We start from the raw sequence: 25,604 nt of genomic DNA on the forward strand, positions 1-25,604 counted from the left end.
CTTTCTGTAAATTATATAACAAAAGGTCAATGAGGTCTTACGATTCGTCCTAAATTAATCAAGCTTTTATGTTTTTTCTTTTTTTACACAAGAAAAAACCGAACCCCATGTAGAACATAAGGTTTCGGTTTTTGGTTGTTTTTATACTAAACAGCCTGCTTGATATTTCGCATTTCCTGTAGCGCTGTTTTACTCTTCGCTTCGTCAAATTCCCCTTCACTTTTCGCTACAACAATTGTAGCAATTCCATTTCCAATCAGGTTCGTAATCGCTCTTCCTTCACTCATGAAACGGTCGACCCCTAATAGCAGTGCAAGACCTTCTAGCGGGATAACCTGAAGTGCAGCAAGTGTAGAAGCCAGCACGATAAATCCGCTTCCTGTGACTCCAGCTGCTCCCTTTGATGTGAGCATCAGAACAAGGATAATCGTGATCTGCTGTCCGATGGATAGATCCACCCCAAACACTTGCGCTAAGAAGACCACGGCCATGGACAAGTAGATTGAGGTTCCATCTAAGTTAAAAGAATAGCCTGTCGGAATGACAAGTCCAACGACCGACTTAGAGCACCCGTAGCGTTCCATTTTATCCATCATTCTTGGCAAGACAGATTCTGAAGAACTTGTGCCAAGAACAATTAAAATTTCATCTTTGATAAAACGGAGGTAACCGAGCAGGCTGAAGCCATACATTTTACAAATGATGTTCAGCACGACGAAAATAAACAGGAACATCGTCATATAAACGGAAAGCATCAGACTAGCCAGTGGTTTAATTGAAGCTAAACCGAAGTGTCCGATTGTATAAGCCATTGCTCCAAATGCCCCTAATGGCGCGGCACGCATGATGTAACCAATGATTTTAAAGAAGACAAGCGACAGTTTATCAAGCCATTCGATGATGCCTTTCCCCTTCTCGCCAAGTGCAGCGAGCGCAACACCGAATAAAATAGAGAAGAATAAGACCTGTAAAATATCTCCCTTTGCAAAGGCATCTACCATGTTAGATGGCACAATGTGTGTGACAAACTCCATCCAGTCGATACCCTGTCCCCCATTTTGGGTATATTGCGAGACATCCCCTTTTTCAAGCTTACTATAGTCAAGACCCGCTCCCGGCTTCATGATATTGACCACAAACAGTCCGATGACAAGCGCAAGCGTCGTCACAACTTCAAAATAGATAAAAGCTTTTCCCCCAACTTTTCCAACCTTTTTCATGTCCCCCATCTTGGCAATTCCAAGAACAATGGTTAAGAAAATAATGGGTGCAATGACCATTTTCACTGCATTAATAAATGTGTCACCAAGCGGCTTCATTTCTTTCCCGACGTTTGGCCAAACCATCCCAACAATGATCCCGATAATGACAGCTGCAATGACCTGAAATGTCAGGTTCTTCAATAGCCTCTTCATAAAAAAATCAACTCCCTCACCCTTTGATGTAAACGCTTAACTGCTATCTGTAGGTAAATGATAGCGATTTCATCAAAGGCTGTGAAGCTTATGGACATATCGTACATTTTGGTCTTTTTGGTCTCTTAGTCAGAATGTACGATATATTTATTCACAGGGCGTCCGACCCCGCCATATTGCATATCTAATTTCAGCTCGCCTTCTTTTACAAGGAAGTCTAAATAACGGCGTGCCGTGACACGTGCAATCCCAAGTGCATTGGCGACTTCCTCTGCAGACTGCGCTCCTTCTTGCAGACGCATATAGGCTTTAATTTCATTCATCGTATGCACATTCAGCCCCTTAGGAAGCCATGTCTCTTCCTGCTTAACCGCAGGCTTTCGTATGATATCATCGAGCATTTCTTGAGAAAATTCTGCTGCGGTACGAATTTTTGATTTGAACGCTTTATAGCTTTCAAGAGATTCTTTCATCCGTTCAAACTTAAATGGCTTAATAATATAATCTCGGGCACCATTTTGAAGCATGGTGCCGATCGTCTCTTTGTCCTTTGCTGCCGAAATAACAATCACATCCACCTGCATCTTTTGCTTTCTGATGTCTTGCAGTGTTTTGACGCCATCTTTTTTAGGCATATACACATCGAGCACCACAAGATCTGGACGAATGTCTTTGATCAGCTGGATGCCCTGCTCGCCATTTCCTGCTACAGCCGCAACTTGAAAGCCAGGGACACTCTTAATGAACTCTTTATTGACTTCTTGCACCATCGGGTCATCTTCAATTAATAGCACCTTAATCTGGGTCATCTGTCTCTCTCCTCTATTGTCATTGGGAATTCGATTGAGAAGGTGGTACCAATGCCGATGCTTGATGTGACTTCTACATTTCCCATCCCTTTGTCGATAATCGTTTTTACAATATACAGTCCGTAGCCTGTTCCGCCTTCTTTACCGTGAGTAAAGCCTTTGTCGAAAATATGAGGAATCATGTCCTCTTCTATTCCAGATCCATAATCTTCAATTAAGATCGCGAGGACATCCTCTGTTTGATCAATACTAATAGAAATGAGTTTTGTGTCTCTTTCTACAGTATCATACGCGGCAAAGGCGTTCTCGATCAGGTTGCCAAGTAGCTTCGTCATATCATGCTGATCCAGCCGCTCTGGGAAATCGCGCAGACTGCTATTTTCATCTACTTCAACCTTTATGCCTAGCTCCTTGCCCCTTCTTATCTTGCTCATCAATAAACCTGCCACTGCGTCATGCTGTATCACACGGTGGAGAAAGTCCGTCACATGCTCCTGCTCTTCGGTCGTTTGAAACGCTAAATCGAGTGCTTGATCGGCTTTCCCCAGCTGAATTAATCCCGCAATTGTATGAAGCTTATTCATATGTTCATGATTTTGCACCCGTAGGCCATCAACGAAGTTCTTCACCCCGGTTAATTCCTCCGCCAATTTGGCCGCCTCTGTCCGGTCCTGAAAAATCGCAACCGCTCCGATGATTTTCTTTTTCATCACAATCGGAATTCGGCTGCTCATGATCCGCTTTCCGCTCATATGAATTTCTTCATTGTAGACGGGTTCTGCGCGGTCAATGATTTCTGGAAGCCTTGTATCTGACAGCACATCCCAAATATTTCGGCCCACTACATCACCTGTCACGCTGAAAATTTGCTTTGCTTTTTCATTAAAAATGGTGATCATGTGCTGGTTATCAATGGCAATGACCCCTTCATTAATGGAGTGAAAGGTAGCGGTGCGCTCCTCTAGCATTCTGACAATCTCATGCGGCTCCAGCTTAAACATTTGCTGTTTAATATGACGGGCGAGCAAAAATGAACCGACAAGCCCGAAGCTGAGCGTCAGCAAAAGGATCATGAGGATATCCTGCTTCATTTCTCCTAATATATCTGCCATACTCGGCAATGTTCTTCCGACTAGTACAACCCCTGTTTGGTTAAATTTTTCATCCTTTACTGGATAAAAGGCTCTAATGGCTGTGCCAAGCTCTCCCTGTGCTTCTGAGAAATAGATATGCTCTGCAAAGGCAGGTTCTTCATCTGTCCCCTCAGAGCGCTGGCCAATCCTTGTTTTTACTGGATGTGTCAATCGCACGTGATCCATATCCATGACAACAATGTAGTCAGCATCTTGGATAATCCGAATCTCTTCAATGGCATGCTGTAACCGAGCACGCTCCTTTGTCTGATCATCCAATGCCTGCTTTACCTCATTCATCTCAGCTACTGTTCTTGCCGTGTTCATGAGCCTTTTTCGAAGTTCTCGTTCCTCTGTTTGCTGAATTCCCCCGACCAGAACAATTCCTCCGATTAAAAGGGCAAAAATGACAACGAAATATGTGAGGATGGTGAGCTTCCATCTAATAGATAATTGTTGTAATTTCAGTCGATTTCTCATCATTTTTTCACCTGTATCTTTACGAATTCTTCCTCTGTCAAGTATCCTTGACATAAGGGGGATCTGACGCATGAAGAATTTACTCGCCTATACGCTATTGCTCATCATCGGTTTTGTAACCGCTTTATACTTTGGTTTTTATCATATGATGCCTAAATCAGCGACGATCTTCGACGATGAACAGACTGGGCTGAAGGATCAGCTTGTGTTCAAATTCAGCCATGTTGTCGCAGATAATACCCCAAAAGGGCTGGCTGCAAAGAAATTTGCTGAACTTGTTCACGAAAAATCCGACGGCAGGATCAGCATTCAAATCTTTTCAAACGGGAGTCTTTATTCTGATATCGAAGAAATTAATGCACTAAAAGAGAATCAAGTTCAATTTATTGCTCCGTCTACGTCAAAGCTCGGCATGCTATCTCCTGAATGGCTGGCACTTGATCTGCCCTTTGCCTTTTCTAACTACGATGCTGTCCAAGAAGGGTTACATGGTGCGATTGGACAGAGACTGTTCGGCACACTGCAAAAAGACGGACTAAAGGGAATGGCCTACTGGACAAATGGCTTTAAGCAAATCACTTCGAATAAAGGCCCAATCAAGCAACCTAGTGATTTAAAAAAACAATCTCTCCGTATTATGCAAAGTGACATGATTGAAAAGCAATTCAAGCTTCTTGGCGCAAAACCCTATCAGGAATCGTTTAATTCAACTTTTCAGCTGCTAGAAACAAAAAAAGTAGACGGTGAAGAAAATACAATTTCAAATATTTATTCAAAAAAATTCTATCATATACAAGACTATATGACGATCAGTAATCACGGGTATTTAGGGTATGTCGTCTTAACAGATCAATCCTTTTTTGATCGTCAAACACCTGAGACGAAGCGAATTTTACTCGAAGCGATGGAAGAAACAACGGCATGGAACGAAAAACATGCCGAACAAATGAACAAGGATCAGCTGGAGGATATTAAACGCGAATCTCCAATTGCCATACACGAATTAACACCAGCAGAGCGGCAAAAATGGATGAAGGCGCTCGATCCTTTATATGATGAAGCAGAAAGGATCATCGGTTCCACCTTGATCAAACAAATCCGCGAGCTCCGGGCACGCTATGAATATTCTCCGATTCAAGCGTTTGAAGAAGATGCTGAGACCAAATAAAAAATCCCTTCGAGAAAGGGATTTTTTTATGCGCCGGAGTCACGCTGTTCTTGCTGAGCGAGCTCCTCTAATCTTGTTAATATTCTGCGCTTTCGATATTGCATGATGCCTGTTTCGGCAATTCCTTTTAACTGTGAGCGGTTGGACGCTGCACCAAACAAAATCCCCGCAATTGGGACAAGTTGAAACAGCTTCTTCCAGCCAAACGAATCACGGTAGTTATATACGACCTCACGCCATCCTTGAATTTGAGAGATCATGTTTTCGTGCTTCCCTTCTGATGCATGATAGCTCTTCAGCTCATTTAATATTGATTTTTTCCCAACAACGTCAGCAGAATTCAGCTGTAAACATTTAATGATAAAGACTCGTTCTTCTTTATTTTTCGGATCATAGCCATAGGTGACGGCGATATCCTGTAATGTTTTTAAAGAGAGACCGAGGACAGCCGGAATATCTGCCGCTAATGTAAACATACCTCCGACACCTGTTGTCGCACCTTGTACAGTGGCGAGGTTTGTTCGGTTTTTCCCCATCTGATCACTAATGACATCCATAACCTCGATCGGAGCCGCCTCAATATCTTCAATACGCTGAATCGATTCATCGGCACATTTCTTTTGAAATTGATGAATAATGCCTTTCTCTGACGTCAAATAGACACCGCCTGATTGAATGTAGTGCCCCATCTCATCTAATAACACACCGATTTTCTTTTGAATAAAGGCAGGGGTCAGCTTGTCCAACATTTGAAATGGAAGCCGGCTAAGTTTCTCCCAAAACCATACCTTTTGCTGGTCTTTCTCCCATTTTTCAATCTCTTTTAATTGTGCTTTTAGCCACTCTCTTTCCTCCATGCCATTTGCCTCCTTAGATGCCGTTCAAGTATATGTCTGTTATTATACACAATCCTTGTCCATCATACGTATCGAACATTGAAGCGGTTCCGAAAGGTTTTAATCTCTTTTAAAACGGTTATTGCTTAGTAAACAAACAAAAGAGGAGTGATCAACATGTTAGGATTTCTGATTTCATTAGTTGTGGCGATTGTCATTGGTCTCATTGGGAGTGCACTCGCTGGAGGCAGTGTACCAGGAGGCTGGATCGGTTCAATGATTGCTGGGCTTGCAGGTGCTTGGATTGGTCATGGATTACTTGGAACGTGGGGTCCTAGTCTGGCAGGATTTGCGATCATTCCAGCGATCTTAGGAGCAGCCATTTTCGTCATTATTTTAAGCTTGATCTTCCGCAGCGTTGGATCAAGGGTTTCTTAAAAAACGATACAAAAGAAGAGGAAGCAGAGGATGCACCGCCTAAGATAAGAGGCGGTGTTTTTTATGTGTTGATTGACAAGGTATCTATTTTTTTCACTTACATATGATAAACAAACCTATTAGTTCAGATAGTTGACTTTTCATGAAGATGGGCATATGATGATTAAAAATTGCATCGAGGAAACTTTTTGTGCCAAAGCAAAACTTTGTAGAATCTAGGTGATGACATATGACAAACAAATACATCGAGGCACAAGCCCACATGTCAGTGGCAGCGGAGCGTGCACTTGAAGGAAAGGTGAAGGGATTTAGAAGGCTCCTTCCTTTTCTCGGGCCTGCTTTTATCGCCGCCATTGCCTATATTGATCCAGGAAACTTTGCGACCAACATTGCAGCTGGCTCGAAATATGGCTACCTTCTGTTATGGGTCATTCTCATATCCAATCTCATGGCCTTACTCATCCAGTCTTTGTCTGCAAAGCTTGGAATCGCAACAGGGAAAAATTTACCTGAAATTGCTCGAGAAGAGTTTCCAAAACCAGTCTCGATCGGTTTATGGATTCAGGGCGAACTCGTCATTATCGCCACAGATTTAGCCGAATTTATCGGGGCTGCCCTTGGTTTATACTTACTCTTTCGTATCCCGCTGCTTGAAGCATCGATTATTGCAGCGATCGGTTCTTTTGCCATTTTAGAGCTCCAAAGACGAGGTTATCGAGCGTTAGAAGCAGGAATTACCGGCATGCTGTTTGTTGTCGTGATTGCTTTCGCTGTACAAACCTTTGTCGCCAAACCTGATCTTGCAAGTGTCGCCGGTGGACTGTTCATTCCAAGGTTTGAAGGGACAGACAGCGTACTGCTTGCCGCTGGTATTTTAGGCGCTACGGTGATGCCGCATGCGATCTATCTCCATTCAGCCTTAACGCAAAGAAGAGTCGTCGGCAGAACGGAAAAAGAGAAAAAGCTGATTTTTCGTTTTGAGTTTTTAGACATCCTCATTGCGATGGTAGTTGCTGGCGCCATCAATGCCAGCATGTTGATTGTAGCAGCTGCTTTATTTTTTAAAAATGGTCTTTTTGTTGAGGATTTAGATGTAGCATTTCAGCATTTTGGAACTCTCGCAGGTCCTGTATCAGCGATCTTATTTGGTGTAGGTCTGCTTGTAGCCGGGCTTTCCAGTTCTTCTGTCGGTACACTGTCAGGCGATATTATTATGCAGGGTTTTATTCAGTACCGAATCCCGCTGTATGTCCGCCGGCTGATTACCATCATTCCACCTATTGCGATCATTGCATCTGGAGTCAATCCGACATCTGCGCTTGTGATGAGTCAAGTGGTCTTATCATTTGGAATTGCGTTTGCTTTAATTCCGCTCATTTTGTTTACAAGTAAAAAACGAATTATGGGCGATTTGACGAATGCTCGCTGGGTGACCGGAATATCTTGGGTGATAGCAGCTCTTGTTGTCGCACTTAATCTGTTTTTAATTGTGGATACGTTTATGTAAAAGACAGTGATCAGGCTGTCTTTTATATCGGGTTGTGGTAGAATTTCCCTTGAGAGGATGTGATCACATGTTTTTTTATCAGGATCAAGATCTATCCATGCGGCTGCTTGAACCAAGAGACGCGAGAAGTCTGTATCTGCTCATCCAACGCTCAAGAGAGCACTTACGTGAATGGATGCTATGGGTCGATTCGACGCAGACAGAAGAAGACAGCATGGCGTTTATTCAAGGTGCCATGCAGCAAGCTTTGCAAAACAATGGTTTTCAGGCTGGAATCTGGTCACATGGTGAACTCGTTGGTATCATTGGCACCCACCAAATTCATTGGATTAATCGGACGGTTTCCATTGGCTATTGGCTCGGGGAAGGCTATCAAGGAAAAGGCATCATGACAAAAGCATGCAAAGCGGTCATTCACTATTTATTTGAAGAGTGCGGTCTGCATCGCATTGAAATAAGGGCCGCTGTTGATAATCAAAAAAGCAGACGCATCGCAGAGCGTTTATCTTTTTCACTTGAAGGCATATTAAGACAATGTGAATGGCTGGGCGACCACTTTGCCGATCACTGTGTGTACGCACTTTTACAGCCTGAATATATGAAACAAAAAACGAATTCGATCAATCAGCCCACTTAATTGTGTCGATTGCATGAACTATTTTACAAAGTGAAGCTTTGTAGTATCCGTTGTGATTGGCATCTGATAAAATAGAAGGAAAAATCGAGGTATGATGTATGTCTCTTATTATTTTATTTTACTTATGGATTGTCCCTTTATTATTTGGCATTTTCTTCTCATTCCTAACAAAGAAAGCCACATACAAACGCCGCTTTGTCCCATCATATAGCATGGCAGGACTCAGCATCGTGTTTCTCATTCTGGCACTCGTCTTTTCAGCCAGTCATTTTCTATTCATTTGCGGTATGTTCCTATTCGCCACTACACTTGTCGGCACAGGCATCCCGTTATTTTTAGCCTTTACCAAAACACCTTCATAAACAAAACCACCTTTTCGCGATGGAAAGGTGGTTTCTTTTTTTACTGCTGAGGCATTCGATAGGTCATCGTACCATTTGGGTTTTTTTCAATTACTTTCACAATGTCTTGAAGGATCTCTGATGCTCGATCGCTTGAGTCATACTTGCCGAGCGTCTTAACCCAAGAATCACTGCCTGCGATAAACCCTTCAATCTTTTTACCAGTTACTGTGACTTCGTGAACATTAACGAAACTTTGTTCGTTTTGTGTGAAAATCCATAGCATGGTTTATTCCCCTTTTTTGTTAATAGCTCATTTCGAATAATGCGTGTCTCGATATCTGCATATCTTACAGGGATCAGTAGTCAAGATTAATAAATTTTATCACATTTTATATATAAGCCTTCTCTTTATTTTGAGACAGATTAATATTACTCCAATTATTTCAATCATTATTCGAATTTATTTTTCCTTATTAACCATTGAATTTTTCGACGTATTTTAAATCAGATTCATCAGGCTCTGTTTTTTGCTCTACAATACTTCCGTTTTCATCGTACTTTATATAAGTCATTTTCCGACCAGCTATATATTCAGATTCATACTTTTTATTTCCATTTTCAAAAAACTCGACTTGATATCCGTCTGCAGCACTTTTATTCATATTATCTATTTTTTTCACATTTCCATTTGAGTAAAATTCAACATACTTTCCCTGCTTAACACCTTGCTCTGCATAGAAATAACTTTCAATATTTCCATTTTCATATAAATCATAGGCTAGTCCTGTAAAAAGTTTTTCTTCTCCTTCTTTAGTAAATTCTACAATTGCTAGCTCGTAGGGTCCTCCATATTCTAGAGATTTTTCAAACTCCGTACCACTTTCTGTAATTATTTTTTTTGTCAGAATATCATCCATCATGTAAACTCCTTTCATTTTATAACTTTCATATTTATTATTTTAGAGCGTTCTGATAAAATATACTGTTTGCTTTAAGCACAGAGACCCTTCATTATGCCTATTTTAATTAGGAATTTCTTAAAATCTTCAGTTTTCCAATATATCGTTGGCTCTTTTGATATATTCCAACTACCGAACTCTATATTAATCGGTGTATAAAGATCATTTTCAATATTTATATGCTGACTGTCTTTATATTCTGTTACTCTTAACATCATCATGTCTCCTTTCAAGGCATATACACAGCATTCTTTATTAATGGTAGTAAGCTGTCTCCACGGAGTCATCTAAAATTATTTCCCATAAATCGAGTGCTTTTTCATAACAAAAAGCACTTTTTGCCTTGAATAACAATAAAGTGCTTTTTATTTTTCAGTCTCGACAATGATGTTTAATCTTCGAATATTTCCGGTATTTTCTCTCTCCAAATTAACAACAATTCTATGAATTCCTTCGTTTCAATTTTATTTTCAAGAGGTTCTTCAATCCTATAATGATGTTCAACTACTGTCTCATCTTTTTTAATATTTACACTGGTAGCATTCAATGTAATTTCAAATTTCTCATATACTCCATCTATAACATTTTGAATATATCCTATATATTCATCCACTTCTTCTATCGATGAAATATCTTGTATAAAATCTGAGAAAATACTTATTTCTTCGGGTAGTATGATTGCTAAATCACCAAATTGGTCTTCCTTAAATTCATATGGATATCTCATATAAGTTAATCACCTTCATATTATTTTTTATATAATGGATATGCTGTAGCTATTGATCCATCTTTTTTCAAATACATTTCTATTTTAATTCCTGACGATGTTATACCTTTAAATTTATTAGGACCTATCTGTTGTTTATTTTGGTAAGCTTCATCGATAGCTTTTAACACATCAATGCGGTTCCATTCCTTAGGAAAGAAACTTGATTTAGCTACTTTTTCAACTCCTTCAATTTCAACTTTAGCTCTATAAATACCGTTTTTATCAGGTAAACTTTCACTTCCTGGAATAATCTTACCACCTTGCATACTTTCATGATGATAACCAACTGCTTTTCCTCTTTTATTAATTTCACCATGATAAATGTGTTTCATCGTATGGGTATTATATTTTTCAGCACCCTTAATCCCCATCTTCCCATGAAACCCTTTCGCCCCAAACGGCAAAAGCATCCCCAGAGCCGCATTCATACTGGCTTCCTGCTGTTCTTTCGAGACTTTATTTCCAAACATATCTCGACCCGTAATCGCTTCGCTGAAGCCGTTTGTTGCGGTGAGTCCATATAAGCCTTTTTGAGATGTTTTCAGGGCGTCAAAAGACTTCTGTGATGTCTTGTAAATGTCGACTGCTCTAACTGCGGCAGACGTGGCTTGAGTCGTTTTATAGACAGCCTTTCCGCCTTTGAAAATGCGTCCTGCCCAGCCGACAATCGGGATGTAGCCTGCTGCTGCCATGCCGCCTGCGGCGACTCGCTGTCCTGCGGTGAGTTCTTCACCTGTGATCGGATCGACACCTGTTGCGGCACGTTTTGCATCGTTCACGCCTGTCAGCTCATTAACGATATTCCCACCGTAATCAAGGGCTTTTTCATACCAAGGACGGTTGGCGAGCGCTTCCTGTTCCTTTGCGATCTCGCGGGCTTCTTCTTGATCTTTTTTGATTTTTAGATATTCAGAAGTTTGCTTCTCAATATCGCTTTTTGCCTTGTAGATTTCGCTATTTTGATACGCTCTCTTGTCAAAATTCATAGGCGAAATGGATTTTCCGTCATTTGTCGCATTCATCATTTCAGCGTACAATGCCATTGTAGCTTGCTGCTCCGTTTCTGACAAAGCATATTCATCTTTTAGATTTTGATCAAGTTCTATTAAATCTTTAACCGTTTTCTTGCGTTCATCTTCCGCATCTGCAATCTTTTCGTCAAAGGTTTTACTATCAAATACCTCCAGAGAAATGAGGTCATCAATATCTTGAAAAATCGTTTTGAGTGCCTTTTTTTGATCCTTCACGATGCTTTTCGCATTCTTGATTCCCATATGTACAGCGTTGTCTAAAAAGTGTTCTTCTACAAAGGTATCGCCGCCAAAGTTTGTATCATCAAGCGTTCCAGAAACACCTTCATGAAAGGCTTTTTGCTTATCAATAAAGCTGATGAACATGTCCACATTTCCTGCGAGCTCTTTGTAGAAGCTTTTAATATTATCGGCACCTTTTCCAGTGAAGTCATCACCTAGATTCGCCACGCCCTGTAGCGCTTTTTTTAAATCAACCATTTCTTCACGGAGTGCCTGATAGTGTTTCGCCCTTGTATCCATGGCACTGGTTAGTGCTTTTGCATCAAGTATCTTACCCAGAAAAATCCACTCCCTCCATTATTGATCATAAAGTCTATTTTACCTTTCTCATCGAATTGGAAAAATAGGCTTTAAGTTACAAAAATCCAGTCTGTATATTTTTATACAAAAGAAAACAAGTGACAATTGAAATGTTTTTCCTTGTTCAACAAAAAAGTCAGTCCCCCTAATTGGAGGACCGACTACCTGCTGTTTAGAAAAAACGTTTAAGGCTTTTCTTGAGTGGAGGGATATCCAGCTCACCTTTTTCAAAGAATTTTTTCAATAAATATTTACTAAAGCCTGCTGCTTGTGTGTACGTGATTTTACCAGGTAACGGTGGTTCATTGGTCACCGCAACATCAATGATCACAGGTTTATCAGATTGAAGTGCTTGATCAAAGGCTGGTGCTAGTTCTTCATGTGATGACACCGAGATTCCTTTACCACCGCATGCTTCTGCAAATTTTGCAAAATCAATATTTTCCAGCTCTATACCATAGTTGATGTTGCCTTTTACCTGTTGTTCATATTCAATCATACCAAGGTTGTTGTTGTTTAAGATCACAACGACAATTGGCAGTTTATATTTTACCGCCGTTACAAAATCTTGCATCACCATTGTGAAGCCTCCGTCACCACAGACAGCAATAGCTTGGCGGTTTGGTTCGTTTAATTTAGCTGATATTGCGCCAGGTAAACCACAGCCCATTGTGGCAATCCAGCTGGAAATAATGAAATCCTGCTGTTTCATTTCGAAATGACGTGCCATCCATACCGTCACATTACCAACATCAACTGAAAGTATGGCATCATCATCGACCGCTTCTTCTAATCTAGCGATGACTTGCTGCGGTTTAAGCGGTGATGTGGCAATAGATTTTTCCTTATCCATTTCTTCTCGCCACTTCATCATATGCTCTGTGCAAGCTTCAAGGAAACCGCGCTGCTCTTTATATTCAATATAAGAGGTTAGTTCATGAAGACCAGTCTTACTGTCACTTACAATCCCCACTTCTACCGGATATCTTTTACCGATCTGATCCGGTTTGATATCCAATTGAATGGCAGGTGTGTCTTCCGGTAAGTAATCCCTATATGGGAAGGAGGTTCCAAGCATGATTAATAAATCGCACTCTTCCATCGCTTCATATGCAGGCTTCGTCCCGATCTGACCTAGGTTCCCTAAAAAGTATGCATGCCTGTCTGGAACAACACCTTTTGCAGGAAGTGTAATGACGATTGGTGCAGCTGCCTTTTCTGCAAACGAAAGAAGTTCTTCTTTAGCATTTCTTAATCCTTTTCCTGCTAAGATGACTGGCTTCTTCGCATTGTTAATGAGTTGAGCAGCCTTTAGCAGTTGATCTTTCTTCGGCCGCACATCTCCCTCTACATAAAGAGGTGATGTATAAACGGGACTCCGCTTAATTTTCTGAGAAAATAAATCATCTGAGACAGTGAGTACCGCCACCCCTTTATGGGTATAAGCAGCTTTGATGGCTTGATTCAATAAGTCAGGCAGAGCTTCTGCTGTTTGTACTTGCTGATTAAAGACAGCAACATCGTCAAACATCCGCTCTAATTTGATTTCTTGAAATGCATCTCTGCCTACTTCAGTTGAGGCAACCTGCCCTGCTATCGCTAATACAGGTGCACCGTCCGCTTTTGCATCGTATAGTCCATTTAATAAGTGGACAGCACCTGGCCCAGCAATTGATAAACAAACTCCAAGTTTGCCTGTTAGTTTCGCATCAGCTGCTGCTGAAAGTGCTGCCACTTCTTCATGTCTTGTTTGTATAAATTGAATTTTGCTTGATTCATGCCTTAGTTCTTCGATTAATTCGTTAATACTGTCGCCGGGCATTCCATATATATGTTTCACGCCCCACTCTTCCAATAGCGCTGTTACTTCTTTTCCTGCGGTTCTTTGCGGCATGTGAGAAAACTCCTTTTTTTCTTACTCCATACCACCGCATCCTTTTGATCAAACGTTTCAACTTGCTCTTGTTACTTTTTAAAGTGATATGGAAGAGTGGCGACAACAATATCCCGTTTCCATAATAAACGGAATCTTAATAAGAAAGCAGATTGATTATGCAAAATGGTGTGCCATCTTTTTTTCGGAATAAATTGAGGGACGAGCACCATCACTCTATATTGATGTGCATTTGCTTTCGCTTCAATCGTTTCAAGAAATTTATCAAGCGGGTGAATGAGACTTCGATAAGACGAATGTAAAATCACAAGACGCACATCACTATTCAGCTTTTCCCAATCAGCTTCAATTTTCTTGTCTTTCTCTTTATCAAACGATACATGAACCGCTATGACCTGATCTGATAAGGATTTTGCATATTGCACAGATTGTTCGACGACACGTGTGACACCTGCTATTGGGACGATGACCACATTTCCTTTGATTTCGACAGGCTCGGTTTCATTCAATAAACGTAATTGTTCTCCAACAGACAGATAATGTTTCTTAATAGAATAAAAAATAAATAGAACAATTGGCATGAAAACAAATACTGGCCATACAAGATGGAACTTGGTCAAAATGAGAATCATGAAAACCGTAAATGAAATAAGTGCTCCTACGATATTGATAGGCATTTTCACTTTCCACCCCTGTGGTTTTTCACGAATCCACTTTACACACATACCTGTCTGAGACAAGGTAAATGGAATAAACACACCGACAGCATAAAGTGGAATGAGGTGTTCCGTTTTCCCATCAAATAGCCAAATGAGCAGCATAGAAGCTACACCTAAAAAGATAATACCATTGGAATAACCGAGCCGATCTCCTCTCACTGTAAACATGCGCGGCATATATTTATCTTTTGCTAAGTTGACAGCCAATAATGGAAAAGCTGAAAAGCCTGTGTTTGCCGCTAATATTAAAATTAATGCTGTGACAGCCTGAATGACATAGTAGAAAAACGTCCGTCCAAATGTGTCTGATGCAATTTGTGACACAACCGTTTCTTCTGGCTTTGGCGAGATGCCAAAACCAAACGCAAGCAATGTCACTCCTACAAATAGAACGGCCAGTAATCCCCCCATCATCAATAAAGTTCTCGCTGCATTTTGTGCAGCTGGTTTTTTAAAGGATGGAATTGTATTAGAAATCGCTTCAACACCAGTTAAAGCAGAACAGCCAGACGAAAATGCCTTTAATAAAAGAAATAACGTGATGCCTGATACATGTGTGCCAAATGCTGTATGTTCAGGTGCTGGCGGCACTTGCCCAGTTAATAGTTTAAATCCGCCCACCCCAATTAAAATGAGCAATGAAAAGACAAATAGGTACACAGGATAAGCCAAAATAGATGCCGACTCTGTCAGTCCACGAAGGTTTAACACCATAATCAATAGGACTAATACGATTGAGATCATGACATGATATGGATATAGAGCTGGAAAAGCCGATGTGATCGCATCGGTCCCAGCAGAAATGCTCACTGCTACGGTTAAAATGTAATCGACGAGTAATGATCCACCAGCAACCAGCCCTGGTTTTTCACCTAAGTTTCTGCTGGAGACGACATACGCCCCGCCGCCTTCTGGATAAGCATAAATAATCTGGCGGTAAGATAGAATCAACGCCATTAAAAGAATTAATACACAACCTGCAATCGGGAGTGAGTACCAAAACGCTGCCGCACTAACAACTGATAGAACAATCAAGATTTGTTCTGTACCGTATGCGACTGACGACAATGCGTCTGATGACAATAATGCCAAAGCTTTGATTTTTGATAGTTTTTGTTCTCCTGCTGCCTGTGATTTTAATGGTTTACCAATTAAAATACGCTTCATCAAACTGTACATGTGATGCCCGCTCCTTTAGTGTCAAACGATTTGAGTTACAAAATTGGGATCGCCAAAAAGACACAGAGGCAATAGAATGCCCCTGTGCCTATTGTTTAGATCACAGGTTGGTCTTTGCTCTCTTTAACGCTTACGAGGTTAGCTGACGGATTCGGGCGCATGAGATTTTGCCCTACCTTAAAAGGATTCACCCCACGTGGTGTTTTATACCACCACAATTGGTTCCCCCGCTCATCGAAATGATTCAGCGATTGGTCTTTTATAAAAGAGATCATACTCCCGTTTGACACCAAAGTAAAGAGATTTTTTTAAGGTCTTTTGATCGTTTAGAACTCAGTCTTTTTACGGTTTTTTCGTACGAAATAGACAATCATCACAAGCACAAAAAGGATGAGTGCAGCGATACACACAAAGTAAATCCAAGACTCGCTGCTGCTTTGTTTTTCATTTGTTTTCAGACTGTTCGATGTGCTGCTGACGGATTGATGATTAGAAAACACGCCTTTGTTTTTACTCTCTATTGCAACTGTTGCTTTTTCTGTATTAGTTTGAAGAAATTGCATGACTGCATTTGACACGTTAGCTTCAGTTGCAGTCATTCCTGAAAAGACTGTCATTGTCTGTTCTTTATTCCAAACAGATGGCTGCGTCCATACAATTCGAGCCGTTGTTTCGTTGATCATGCCGAAAGAAGATACATCATACTGATCCTTTTTCACCGGAACAACGAGATCGGCTGCGTTTTCTTTCAGAAGAGAGAATGTTTGAATGCCTCCGATGAAAATGAGAGGGTGATTTTTCAATTGTTCATTTGTCACTTGAGAAGCTTTTATTAAATGATATTGAGCTACTTCTGGCTGACTAAAAGATTCCGTCAGCATGGCCATTTGATTGATTGTTTCACGCTTGATTTGATCTGGTATGATGATCAATGTATTTTTTGAAGTGAACGGGAGCGGCCATGCGGCTAAATCTGGCTTTGCACTCGTTGTTCCTTCTGGTATTTGTAAAGTGCTATTTTTGTCAATGAATATCCAGCCTTCTTCATCTGTATGTCTGCAGGATTCCATGTTTTTAAAACCACTTGTGACAAATTGCAAATCAATATATTCATTTTTTTGAAGTATCTTTGAATCTACTGGAATCGAGACATGATAGAATCCATTCGCATCTTTGTTGCCTAGTTTTGTTAATGGTACGTCGTGCGGTTCGTCATTGATCATAACAGTTAACCGTTCTGTTTTGCTTGCTGCTGTATCAGATTTTTTGAATGAAAGATTGAGCTTTGCACCTGATTTTTGGTTAGCCAGTAGCGCTTTCGGATAATAGTAGTGGTCGGATGCCGTCTTGTTGGTCCCAACCGTGACATCATCTCCGCCAAAATCTTTCAAACGAATCTTGTGAGATGGTTTAGACGTTTGAGTTGCAGCCTTTTGAAGCAGCAGGTCTGTTCCAGTCAGTTGATCCGTTAATTCTGACTGAGTTAGAACATTGATTTTTCCAGCGATTGTCACAGGCTTTTCCGCTGTCACAAATAGAATGGACTGTTCTGTTTTCTTTGCTGTCAAAGTTCTCATCGCTAACGTAAGATGACTGCTTTTCGTTTTAATTCCTGCAGCTTGTTCAATCGTTTTCATCCGTCCATCCCAGCTTCCTTTAGCTCCCACAGCAATCGTTGGATGAGCCACTTGCTTGATGTCCTTTTCTTGGATAAGTTTGATCTCTTTTTGGCGATCTTTGTTTTTCAACGTACGGTATACTTTGATGGCTGCTTCTAATTCAGCTGCATCCGGTGAATTAGGAATGACAATGTCTGTCTGTCCTTTCTGATCACCTGATTGAATAAAAGGTGATGGAAAGCTATCTAATGTGAAATCTTTTGTCTGAATTCCTTTGAATACAAGTTCACTTTCAGGATACACTTTTAGCCAATTAGCAGATGTCTCTTGGTTGATACACACGCCTTCTTTTAAAACACCATAAAATGTGACCTGAATGCGGTGAGTACCTTTTTTCAATTGTGATTTGTTCAACTTGATTTGAATCGACTTCTTCTGGTTTTTCCCTGATACAGGGATGGTCTTTTCGATCTCTCCATCAATCATAACAGTGAATGAAGAAGGTGAAATCAATAATGGTGAAGCCTCTATATTGAACGTCAATGTGCTTGACTCTGTTTTTTCCTGATCCACTTGATAGGTAAATTCAGTGCGGTCTTCTTGTCCATATAAGGTCACTACGTCTTCTGATAGATGCTGCGTTTTTGTTTTGCTTTCTTTTGAAGGTTGAACCCAATCATCTTTGACTTGAACTCGGTTGGATTGCGCCATTGCTTGACCTGCCATGAAAAAAGGCTGGATCGCTAAGGATAATCCTAATATATAAATCAACCATTTTAACGATTTCAATATGTCACCCGCTTTTCTTTTGTTGTTGATTGTAACGCTCGGTTTTGTACCATTTCACTTCTTGTTTCAATAATCGGCTTTTCGCCTCTACAAATAAGGAGTACACAACAAGCGCAATCCATACTTGGGAATAGGTAAAGTACATGAGAATCACAATGAGAATGTTTTGTTTGGTCAGCTCTGTTTTCTCTATGCTTAACGTAATCATCACTTCTGTTAAAAAGAGGAAGAAGGCTAAGCCCCATAGAATGAGTGCCACAGCTCCCACAGATAAGTGAAGATCAACGAATAAGTTTACGATAAAAATGCCGTTGGAGAGCAGTACACCAAAGAAAAATAGGAAATACGTAAAGAAAAAATAAAATAAATCGAAAATCATTCGTTTTCGTTTTAATTTCATAAACTGTCTTAAAAATTTGAGCACAACATATTGGTTGCCTCTAGCCCAGCGTGTTCGTTGCCGCCACCAGACTTTCCATGTTTCAGGCTCTTGTTCCCATGTAATCGCAGCAGGAAAGAATCGAATCACATAGCCCAGATTATACACACGAATTGTTAATTCAGTGTCTTCAGCTAGTGCATGGACATCCCAGCCGCCAAGCTCTTCTAAAATGTGCCGGCGGATCGCAAAGTTGGTGCCTGGTATCGTCGCAATGCCAAACCATTTCCATCTCCCGCCTTGCGCCATCCACTGGAAGCAGATCGTTTCTATGTTAATGAATTTTGTCAGGAGGTTTTTGGCTGCATTAATGACCCTGAATTTCCCGACAACAGCACCCGCTTTAGGATCATTCAATAATCCAAGAACCAAATGGTAGACGGCTTTCTTTTCAGGCATATTATCTGCATCGTATACACAAATAACGTCTCCTGTCGAAGCCTTTAAGCCTTCATTCAGTGCAGTAGATTTCCCCTTCCCTGCAAATGGCGGCTTTGTTTCAATCATATGAACATGATCGTATTGCTCACTAAATGATTGCACAATCTCCCCTGTATGATCAGTGGAATTGTCATTAATCACAATGATTTCAAGAAGGTGTTTGGGATAGGATAACTGGACCATGGCTTTTAGCGTCTGCCGAATGACCACTTCTTCATTATGTGCTGGAATGAGAATGCTGACGGTCGGCAGATCTTTCCCTTGTTTCGTCCATTTAGGCAGTACTTTTTCGTAAGTTAAATAGTGCTGAAAGCCTCCCTGCATCAGAAACATATGATATAGGAGCATGATCCAAATCAGTATTAATGATAGGTAAAATAAGATATCAGCCACCTGATTTTCTCTCCTTAAAGATCCGTTTTTTCATCGTCAGCCTTAAATACAATGTGTAAAAAGCAAATGCCACAATAAAGAGCAGCACCACCATTGTGAGCATTCGAAGCATATTTTCCATCCCGCTTCGTTTGTTTGTTTTTGGTTCAGCTATATTGGATTGCTCTATTTGAATATGTCCATTTCCTGTTGTTTTGATCTGGACATGCGGGGTTTCAACAGTCTGTTTTGTTTTCTTTAAATCTAGCCATTCACTAGAAGGGATCGCATCCATTTGTGTGATTACATCTTGCAGCCCATCTATCCCCGCTTCCACATCATAGGACAGCCCAATGGCGGCGGATTGGATATGCTGCATGGATTGAATTGTCTGCTCAGCCAGTATGTTTACACCTTCTTGGTCAGACGCTGTATCTATAGACAGTTCAGGATATAAAGTCATGCCATGAAGCATGGCGGGTGTCGATAAAAACGGTGATGCACTTCTTGTTTTCCATGTACGGTCTGAGAGCTGCACCTGTCCAAATAGACTGGACACATGGCGGGAAATCACTTCATAGCCTTGCAGGGATATGGCATCATTTGGTACTTCAAATGCAAGCGGATATAATCCCTGCTGCGCGAGCAGTTCAATGCCTTTTGTCAGCTTTTCTTCTGTATAGATGGCTTCTTGATGTTGATTGGATGTGATATACGTATTAAAATCTTTTTCATTCGAAAAAAAGCTTTTGTTCAGCTGCTGATCAGCTTTCTCTGGTTCATTTGACGTAACGGGCTGATCGTACTTGACATCCCAAAATTCAAAGCCTTTACCCGACTCCTCCGCTCGATACGTACGGCTAAACCCATGAAGAACGACACTAGCTCCATTGCTTTGCAATTGTTTTAACACGTGGACAAGTTTAGGCCGGTCACTGAGCGTCACTTCATCCCCTGTTGCTGGATCAATCCATATAGGGGTCACCGCCAGCAGAAAAGGGATATGGCGAGCTGTTACGTATCGTCCAAGTTCAAGCAACTTCTTCTCATCCGTGACGGGGTTAATCTTCCCAATCTGTAAGTACTTTGTCGTCGTTTGATTAGAAGCCGGCAGGAGACTTTCCAGCACCTCTGCAAGCAGCTTGTCGTGCTGAAGGATATTTAGCATTCCGACATATGCCGCACCTTCTTTTGTTTGAATCACAAATGGCTGCTCAGTTTGATTTTTCTTCAATAAGAATTTACGTTGCAGATCTGTCCCTTGAACCGCCTGAGCTGTGATTCCTCTCTCTAGCTGACGGTATTCTTGATCATCGGTCTCTTTGATTTGACTGATGTGATCTTGTTTGTGAAAAGTAAGCTTGGAGAATGGGCGAAGCTGTTCCGCATTGTATCCTATTGCAATTAAGCGTTTTGATTCGTTTATGAGACGAATGGTTTGTGCTTTCAACGTTCTCTTTTCTTCACCTATATAGATAACTAGCTGAGAGTCATTGAGGATCTTTTCAGTGATTTGTTCATCAGATAAAATGGTCGTTCGTGTGGAAAAATGCCCCACAAGTACATCAAGCATATGAACAGTTGGCGTTGTCTCACCTGACTGTGTGGAATAGACGATGAGGGTCCTGGACTCTTTCTCAAGTGCACCGGCTGATGTACTGTCTTTGATCGAAAGCATAGAGAAAAGAACGAATAACAAACAACATTTCGTCAAAACATTAAAGTTCATTCATCATCATCTCGTTTTCTAGTTCTTCTAAAAATTGCTCTGGTGTCCGATAATCCGATCTGCTTGTTAAATGACAGACATGAAAAGTTAAGGTCACTTCACGACCATTTAGCAGGACATGCGTTTGCAGTTTATCCTTTAGCTTTTCAAGAACGATCGAGACGTTTTCTGCAGGTGTGTGAGTGAGCAGCAGCCCGATTCGTTCTTCCGATAATCGAAATTTCTTATCCGTTTCTCTCACACTTTCGCGTATCTTCATACTGAGTTGCTGGAAAAGATGCTGCATTTCTTTTTCTCCATATAATGTTTTGAATTCAGCTGAGTAGTGCATATGAAGAAGGATAAAGACGAATGGCTGTTTATATCGTTCTGCTCGTTTCATTTCCTCAGATAACTCGAGCCTCATTCGCTCTGCATTGTCAAATCCTGTGGTTGAGTCAATCGCTACAAATTGTTTGATGGCCCTCTTTTGTTGGTCAATGGTGTAACGCATCGTTTTGATTCGCTCATGCACGTTTCCAGCAGAAATAGCAAAAAAGAGAAGCGCCACGCCCCATATCACGACATCTTGCAACGTTTGATTAGAAAAGAGTGAATTTGTGTGACCAAGCTCTGTAAAGAACATCCCGCTTCCTATAAAGAACAAAATCAACAAAGTAAAAACCAATGCTGGCAAAATACCAAATAAAATACCGCATCCTATCACGACAAATGTGAGTGTGATGATCATGACACTCTCCGCATCACGTCCATTCAAGTAGCCCATAAATAAAATGAGTCCCGCAAACGTGAGGAGCAGCGTATAATACGTGCGATAGGTGTTACTGAATAACCTTTTCATTTAGAAGCTCCCTTTCTGCAATTAGAGGCAATAAATTATCAAATGAGTGTGTATCTTTTTCGTTCATATAGCCTCCGTAATAAGGCTTGAGAGGATCTTGGATTTGCAGCTCTTTCATTCGGTGATAGACGTCTTTTGCAAAATCATCTTCTCCTTGTTTGAGTGCATATAAGATCACCAATGCATAGACTGAAGGCGATTCATACGTCACTGCTGGCTGTAATGTGCTCAGTTTATATCGTCCGTACAGCTTTCCTTCCTTTTGGAAGTTGGTTTTCAGCCATTTCATGATGACTGTTGTATCAACCTGTGCACGTTCGGCATAAAGAGCCGTATAAAGCTGATCGATCAAGTTGATTTCCTGATCAAATGAGTAGACTTTCTTCGCTATGTCATAGGATTTTGGAAAAAAACCTTTTTGTCTCGGTGCATTTTGTAGAATGGCCAATTGGTTGTTCATCATTTGTTCTGTGAATAGGTGGAGGGATACTAGTTCTTTGATTGCTTTTGGGTCAAGATATGAAAGTGTGATTGTATGTGAAGTTTGCTTTGTCGATGCATCATAATAGTCGGTCAACATACCCTTGAACATGTTTTTGTCTTTTAACGCTTTTGCGATTTTTTTGGCTGTGGTTTGATACACTGACTTCTGCCACAATTGATCTGCTTTTTGAAGTGCTGTTACTACACGTAAGTCATCAACTAAAGCATTGACTTTGCTTTTTTGATGAGATTCGATTTGCCAGCTAAGAAGATCATGTTCCAGTAAGAATTGAGTGCGCAAGACGTCTACCTGTTGATCAAAAGATGTTTGATCTTTTTTTCTAACAAGATACTCCATCCAAAGTCCGAGCGATTCTGATAAGTAAGTAGGCTGTTCCGCAAGCGAGGTTCGAATCATGCCTTGATCTGTCATTAAGTGGTGAGTCATAAAGTACTCTCCTGACAATACTGGCTTTGCAGGTTCTGGTTGAGCTGAATGTTGCTGCTGTTTCCAGGTACATCCGCCTAGTAGAATGACAATGAGTATAGCGATAGCTGTACGATGTATGGGTGTATCCATTCGTGTCCCCTTTCAATCCTTGTTCTCTCTAAGCATCTAACGATTTATTATAGAGCGTTTCTGTTTAAATGAAAATAAATATTTTATACCAAATTACGAGTCTTTTCGCTTACATATTCCCATTTACAGAAAAACAACATGTCAAAATACTCGAACAAACAAAAAACCCATGCGAATTCACATGGGTTTTTACACAACTATTGATCTAATTTTAGTTTCTTCAATTGTTCTGCAAGTGCGTTATTGATTGGTTCTTCCACTTTCTTTTGTTTCTTCATATATTTAGACACATCGTGCTTACTGGCTCGTTTTTGATTGGATTGTGATTTGCGTTTTTCGAAAACAGACAGTTTCTCTCTATGACCACAAACACAGGCAAATATTTTGCCATCGCCTTCCCCGCGCAGCTCAAGCTTTTTATGACAGTTCGGGCAGCGTGCATTTGTTTTCTTTGCCACATTTTTTCGATGTCCGCATTCTCTATCCTGGCAAACAAGCATGGTGCCGTTTTTCCCGTTCACTTTTAACATGAGTTTTCCGCAGTCAGGACAATGTGTGCCTGTCATGTTGTCATGCTTAAAGGTTTGGTTCGTTTGTTTGATTTCAGATACGGCTTGTTTTGCATATGACTTCATTTCACTCATGAATTGAGAAGCTTTCAATTGACCTTTCGCAATTTTAGAAAGTTTTTGTTCCCATTCCGCTGTTAACGCAGGTGACTTTAAATCTTCAGGTACTAAAGAAAGAAGCTGCTTCCCTTTCGATGTGATGAAGATGTCTTTGCCTTTTTTCTCAATTAAGAAGCTGTTAAACAATTTCTCAATGATATCAGCTCTAGTTGCCACTGTTCCCAATCCACCCGTTTCGCCAAGGGTTTTCACTAAGTCCTTTTCCTTGTTCTGCATAAATGCAGACGGGTTCTCCATGGCAGATAAAAGGGTCGCTTCGTTAAAACGAGCAGGAGGTTTCGTTTCGCCTTTTGTCTCTTTTAATTGGCGTACGTCAAGTGACTGCCCCTCTGTTAATGCCGGCAAGTGCTGATCTGCTTCAGCTGATTCCTCGTCTTCATAGGAATCATCGTACACGGCTTTCCAACCGGCTGATTGCACAATTTTTCCTTTCGCTGTGAATGTCTCACTGCCGATCTTGGCGATCACTGTGGTTTCCTCATATTCAAAAGGGGTCATCAGTACAGCGAGGAATCGCTTGGCAATCAGGTCATATAATTTACGCTCTTTATCACTTAATGCACCCGGATACAGCTCTTCCTCGGTTGGAATGATCGCATGGTGATCTGACACTTTGGCGTCGTTGACAAAACCTTTATGTGCTTTAATGCCTGATTGTAGAATGCGATTCACATGCTGCGCGTAAGGTCTAACGTTCATTCCTTTGAGTCGATCTTTTAATGTGGGAACGATATCTGCCGAAATAAAACGTGAATCTGTACGCGGGTACGTCACAAGCTTATGCTGTTCATACAGACGCTGAAGTGTAGACAGTGTTTCTTTTGCTGAAAAACCGTAGCGTTTATGGGCATCACGCTGCAATTCTGTCAGGTCATACAATCCTGGAGCAAAGGCTTTTTTCGCTGTTTTTTTCAGTGCATCAATCACTGCAGGTTTTCCTTTACAGGCTGCCAAGCGCTCCGTCACTACATCCTCTTGGAATGTACGGTTTTGTTTGGTCTTTGCATCCTGCCAAGTCAGCGTCAGTCCGTCTACTTGTGCCGTCAGCCCAAAGAACGGCTTCGGCTGGAATTGCTGAATGTCTTCCTCACGCTTGGCGATCATAGCAATCGTTGGCGTTTGCACACGTCCACAGGATAACTGCGCATTGAACTTCGTTGTCAGCGCTCTTGTTGCGTTGATTCCTACAATCCAGTCTGCCTCTGCACGCGCAACCGCCGAGCGATACAGGTTATCATACTCTCTGCCGTCTTTTAATCGTTTGAACCCTTCTTGAATGGCTTTGTCTGTAACAGACGAAATCCATAGACGTTTTAGAGGCTTTTTCACATGTGCTTTTTCAAGAATCCACCTTGCCACAAGCTCCCCTTCACGTCCAGCATCTGTTGCGATGACAATGTCTTTTACATCTTTTCTCGCCAGCTGCGCTTTGACCGCTTGGAACTGTTTCCCTGTCTTTTTCATCACGACAAGCTTGAGTGGTTCTGGAATAATTGGTAAATCCTCTAGACGCCAGGATTGAAATTCTTTCCCGTAGCCTTCTGGATCAGCCAGTGTCACCAAGTGGCCAAGCGCCCACGTGACAATGTATTGATCTCCTTCTAAGAAACCATTTCCTTTTTTATGACACTTCAGCACACGTGCAAGGTCACGTCCTACCGAAGGTTTCTCTGCTAATACAACTGTTTTTGACACTAGATTTCACATCTCTTTCTTCTATCC

The 25,604-nt window shown here is 41.1% G+C and carries 22 protein-coding genes and 1 riboswitch; of the genes, 5 read left to right on the forward strand and 17 right to left on the reverse strand.

What is annotated here, in order from left to right; all coding sequences use genetic code 11:
* Positions 1–146: 146 nt before the first annotated feature.
* The 3 genes from dctP to KFQ09_RS07130 all read right to left on the reverse strand — a co-directional run bounded on the left by dctP (position 147) and on the right by KFQ09_RS07130 (position 3,840).
* Positions 147–1,415: a C4-dicarboxylate transporter DctP gene (gene dctP, locus KFQ09_RS07120; protein ID WP_048001258.1), complete on the reverse strand. Its 1,269-nt coding sequence runs from the start codon at positions 1,413–1,415 to the stop codon at positions 147–149.
* Positions 1,416–1,540: 125 nt separating this feature from the next.
* Positions 1,541–2,224: a response regulator gene (locus KFQ09_RS07125; protein WP_039166112.1), complete on the reverse strand. Its 684-nt coding sequence runs from the start codon at positions 2,222–2,224 to the stop codon at positions 1,541–1,543.
* Positions 2,221–3,840 (reverse strand): ATP-binding protein, encoded by a 1,620-nt coding sequence (locus KFQ09_RS07130; RefSeq protein WP_026050048.1) that lies wholly within the window; start codon positions 3,838–3,840, stop codon positions 2,221–2,223. Before KFQ09_RS07130 ends, KFQ09_RS07125 begins: the two co-directional genes overlap by 4 nt.
* A gap of 67 nt (positions 3,841–3,907) precedes the next feature.
* Between KFQ09_RS07130 and KFQ09_RS07135 the strand changes: the two genes are divergently transcribed.
* Positions 3,908–5,005 (forward strand): TRAP transporter substrate-binding protein, encoded by a 1,098-nt coding sequence (locus KFQ09_RS07135; RefSeq protein WP_096881033.1) that lies wholly within the window; start codon positions 3,908–3,910, stop codon positions 5,003–5,005.
* 26 nt (positions 5,006–5,031) lie between these two features.
* On the opposite strand, the gene KFQ09_RS07140 is transcribed toward KFQ09_RS07135, so the two are convergent.
* Positions 5,032–5,862 carry an EcsC family protein gene (locus KFQ09_RS07140; protein ID WP_255836149.1) on the reverse strand — a complete coding sequence of 277 codons (831 nt, stop codon included), beginning with the start codon at positions 5,860–5,862 and terminating at the stop codon, positions 5,032–5,034.
* Positions 5,863–6,018: 156 nt separating this feature from the next.
* Between KFQ09_RS07140 and KFQ09_RS07145 the strand changes: the two genes are divergently transcribed.
* The 4 genes from KFQ09_RS07145 to KFQ09_RS07160 all read left to right on the forward strand — a co-directional run bounded on the left by KFQ09_RS07145 (position 6,019) and on the right by KFQ09_RS07160 (position 8,785).
* Positions 6,019–6,279, forward strand: a complete 261-nt coding sequence (locus KFQ09_RS07145; RefSeq protein WP_003214275.1) for a GlsB/YeaQ/YmgE family stress response membrane protein — start codon at positions 6,019–6,021, stop codon at positions 6,277–6,279.
* Positions 6,280–6,508: 229 nt separating this feature from the next.
* Complete coding sequence (locus KFQ09_RS07150; RefSeq protein ID WP_008346963.1) at positions 6,509–7,786, forward strand: Nramp family divalent metal transporter; 1,278 nt, start codon at positions 6,509–6,511, stop codon at positions 7,784–7,786.
* Positions 7,787–7,853: 67 nt separating this feature from the next.
* Positions 7,854–8,423, forward strand: coding sequence for a GNAT family N-acetyltransferase (locus tag KFQ09_RS07155; protein ID WP_008346964.1), 570 nt, complete (start codon positions 7,854–7,856; stop codon positions 8,421–8,423).
* Positions 8,424–8,521: 98 nt separating this feature from the next.
* A complete protein-coding gene (locus tag KFQ09_RS07160; protein WP_008346966.1) occupies positions 8,522–8,785 on the forward strand; it encodes a hypothetical protein in 264 nt (87 codons plus the stop codon).
* Between the two features lie 40 nt (positions 8,786–8,825).
* On the opposite strand, the gene KFQ09_RS07165 is transcribed toward KFQ09_RS07160, so the two are convergent.
* The 13 genes from KFQ09_RS07165 to topB form a co-directional block, all read right to left on the reverse strand.
* Positions 8,826–9,050, reverse strand: a complete 225-nt coding sequence (locus tag KFQ09_RS07165; protein ID WP_024720475.1) for a hypothetical protein — start codon at positions 9,048–9,050, stop codon at positions 8,826–8,828.
* Positions 9,051–9,240: 190 nt separating this feature from the next.
* Complete coding sequence (locus KFQ09_RS07170) at positions 9,241–9,687, reverse strand: toxin-antitoxin system YwqK family antitoxin (RefSeq protein WP_255836152.1); 447 nt, start codon at positions 9,685–9,687, stop codon at positions 9,241–9,243.
* A gap of 71 nt (positions 9,688–9,758) precedes the next feature.
* Positions 9,759–9,941 carry a hypothetical protein gene (locus KFQ09_RS07175; protein WP_019744198.1) on the reverse strand — a complete coding sequence of 61 codons (183 nt, stop codon included), beginning with the start codon at positions 9,939–9,941 and terminating at the stop codon, positions 9,759–9,761.
* 176 nt (positions 9,942–10,117) lie between these two features.
* Entirely contained in the window at positions 10,118–10,453 is a 336-nt protein-coding gene (locus KFQ09_RS07180) for a hypothetical protein (RefSeq protein ID WP_017366649.1), read from the reverse strand.
* Between the two features lie 20 nt (positions 10,454–10,473).
* Positions 10,474–12,048: a T7SS effector LXG polymorphic toxin gene (locus tag KFQ09_RS07185; RefSeq protein WP_255836153.1), complete on the reverse strand. Its 1,575-nt coding sequence runs from the start codon at positions 12,046–12,048 to the stop codon at positions 10,474–10,476.
* A gap of 232 nt (positions 12,049–12,280) precedes the next feature.
* The gene (locus KFQ09_RS07190; RefSeq protein WP_255836154.1) at positions 12,281–14,002 is read right to left on the reverse strand and encodes a pyruvate oxidase; all 1,722 of its coding nucleotides are present in this window, start codon (positions 14,000–14,002) and stop codon (positions 12,281–12,283) included.
* A gap of 71 nt (positions 14,003–14,073) precedes the next feature.
* Positions 14,074–15,900: an APC family permease gene (locus KFQ09_RS07195; protein ID WP_048001265.1), complete on the reverse strand. Its 1,827-nt coding sequence runs from the start codon at positions 15,898–15,900 to the stop codon at positions 14,074–14,076.
* A gap of 112 nt (positions 15,901–16,012) precedes the next feature.
* A riboswitch (cyclic di-AMP (ydaO/yuaA leader) is annotated at positions 16,013–16,160 on the reverse strand.
* A 66-nt stretch (positions 16,161–16,226) separates the two neighbouring features.
* Positions 16,227–18,308 (reverse strand): cellulose biosynthesis cyclic di-GMP-binding regulatory protein BcsB, encoded by a 2,082-nt coding sequence (locus KFQ09_RS07200; protein ID WP_255836155.1) that lies wholly within the window; start codon positions 18,306–18,308, stop codon positions 16,227–16,229.
* Positions 18,309–18,312: 4 nt separating this feature from the next.
* Positions 18,313–19,536, reverse strand: coding sequence for a glycosyltransferase family 2 protein (locus KFQ09_RS07205; RefSeq protein WP_235701436.1), 1,224 nt, complete (start codon positions 19,534–19,536; stop codon positions 18,313–18,315).
* Positions 19,537–19,573: 37 nt separating this feature from the next.
* Positions 19,574–21,289, reverse strand: a complete 1,716-nt coding sequence (locus KFQ09_RS07210) for a DUF2334 domain-containing protein (RefSeq protein WP_125590212.1) — start codon at positions 21,287–21,289, stop codon at positions 19,574–19,576.
* Positions 21,279–22,130 carry a GGDEF domain-containing protein gene (locus KFQ09_RS07215; RefSeq protein WP_144610479.1) on the reverse strand — a complete coding sequence of 284 codons (852 nt, stop codon included), beginning with the start codon at positions 22,128–22,130 and terminating at the stop codon, positions 21,279–21,281. Before KFQ09_RS07215 ends, KFQ09_RS07210 begins: the two co-directional genes overlap by 11 nt.
* Positions 22,111–23,193: a glycosyl hydrolase family 8 gene (locus KFQ09_RS07220; RefSeq protein ID WP_255836156.1), complete on the reverse strand. Its 1,083-nt coding sequence runs from the start codon at positions 23,191–23,193 to the stop codon at positions 22,111–22,113. The genes KFQ09_RS07215 and KFQ09_RS07220 overlap by 20 nt, the downstream gene beginning before the upstream one ends.
* A 197-nt stretch (positions 23,194–23,390) precedes the next feature.
* Positions 23,391–25,577 carry a DNA topoisomerase III gene (topB, locus tag KFQ09_RS07225; RefSeq protein WP_144626434.1) on the reverse strand — a complete coding sequence of 729 codons (2,187 nt, stop codon included), beginning with the start codon at positions 25,575–25,577 and terminating at the stop codon, positions 23,391–23,393.
* Positions 25,578–25,604 lie beyond the last annotated feature (27 nt).

The organism is Bacillus sp. FS02 (genome assembly GCF_024398395.1).
Taxonomy (GTDB): domain Bacteria; phylum Bacillota; class Bacilli; order Bacillales; family Bacillaceae; genus Bacillus; species Bacillus altitudinis.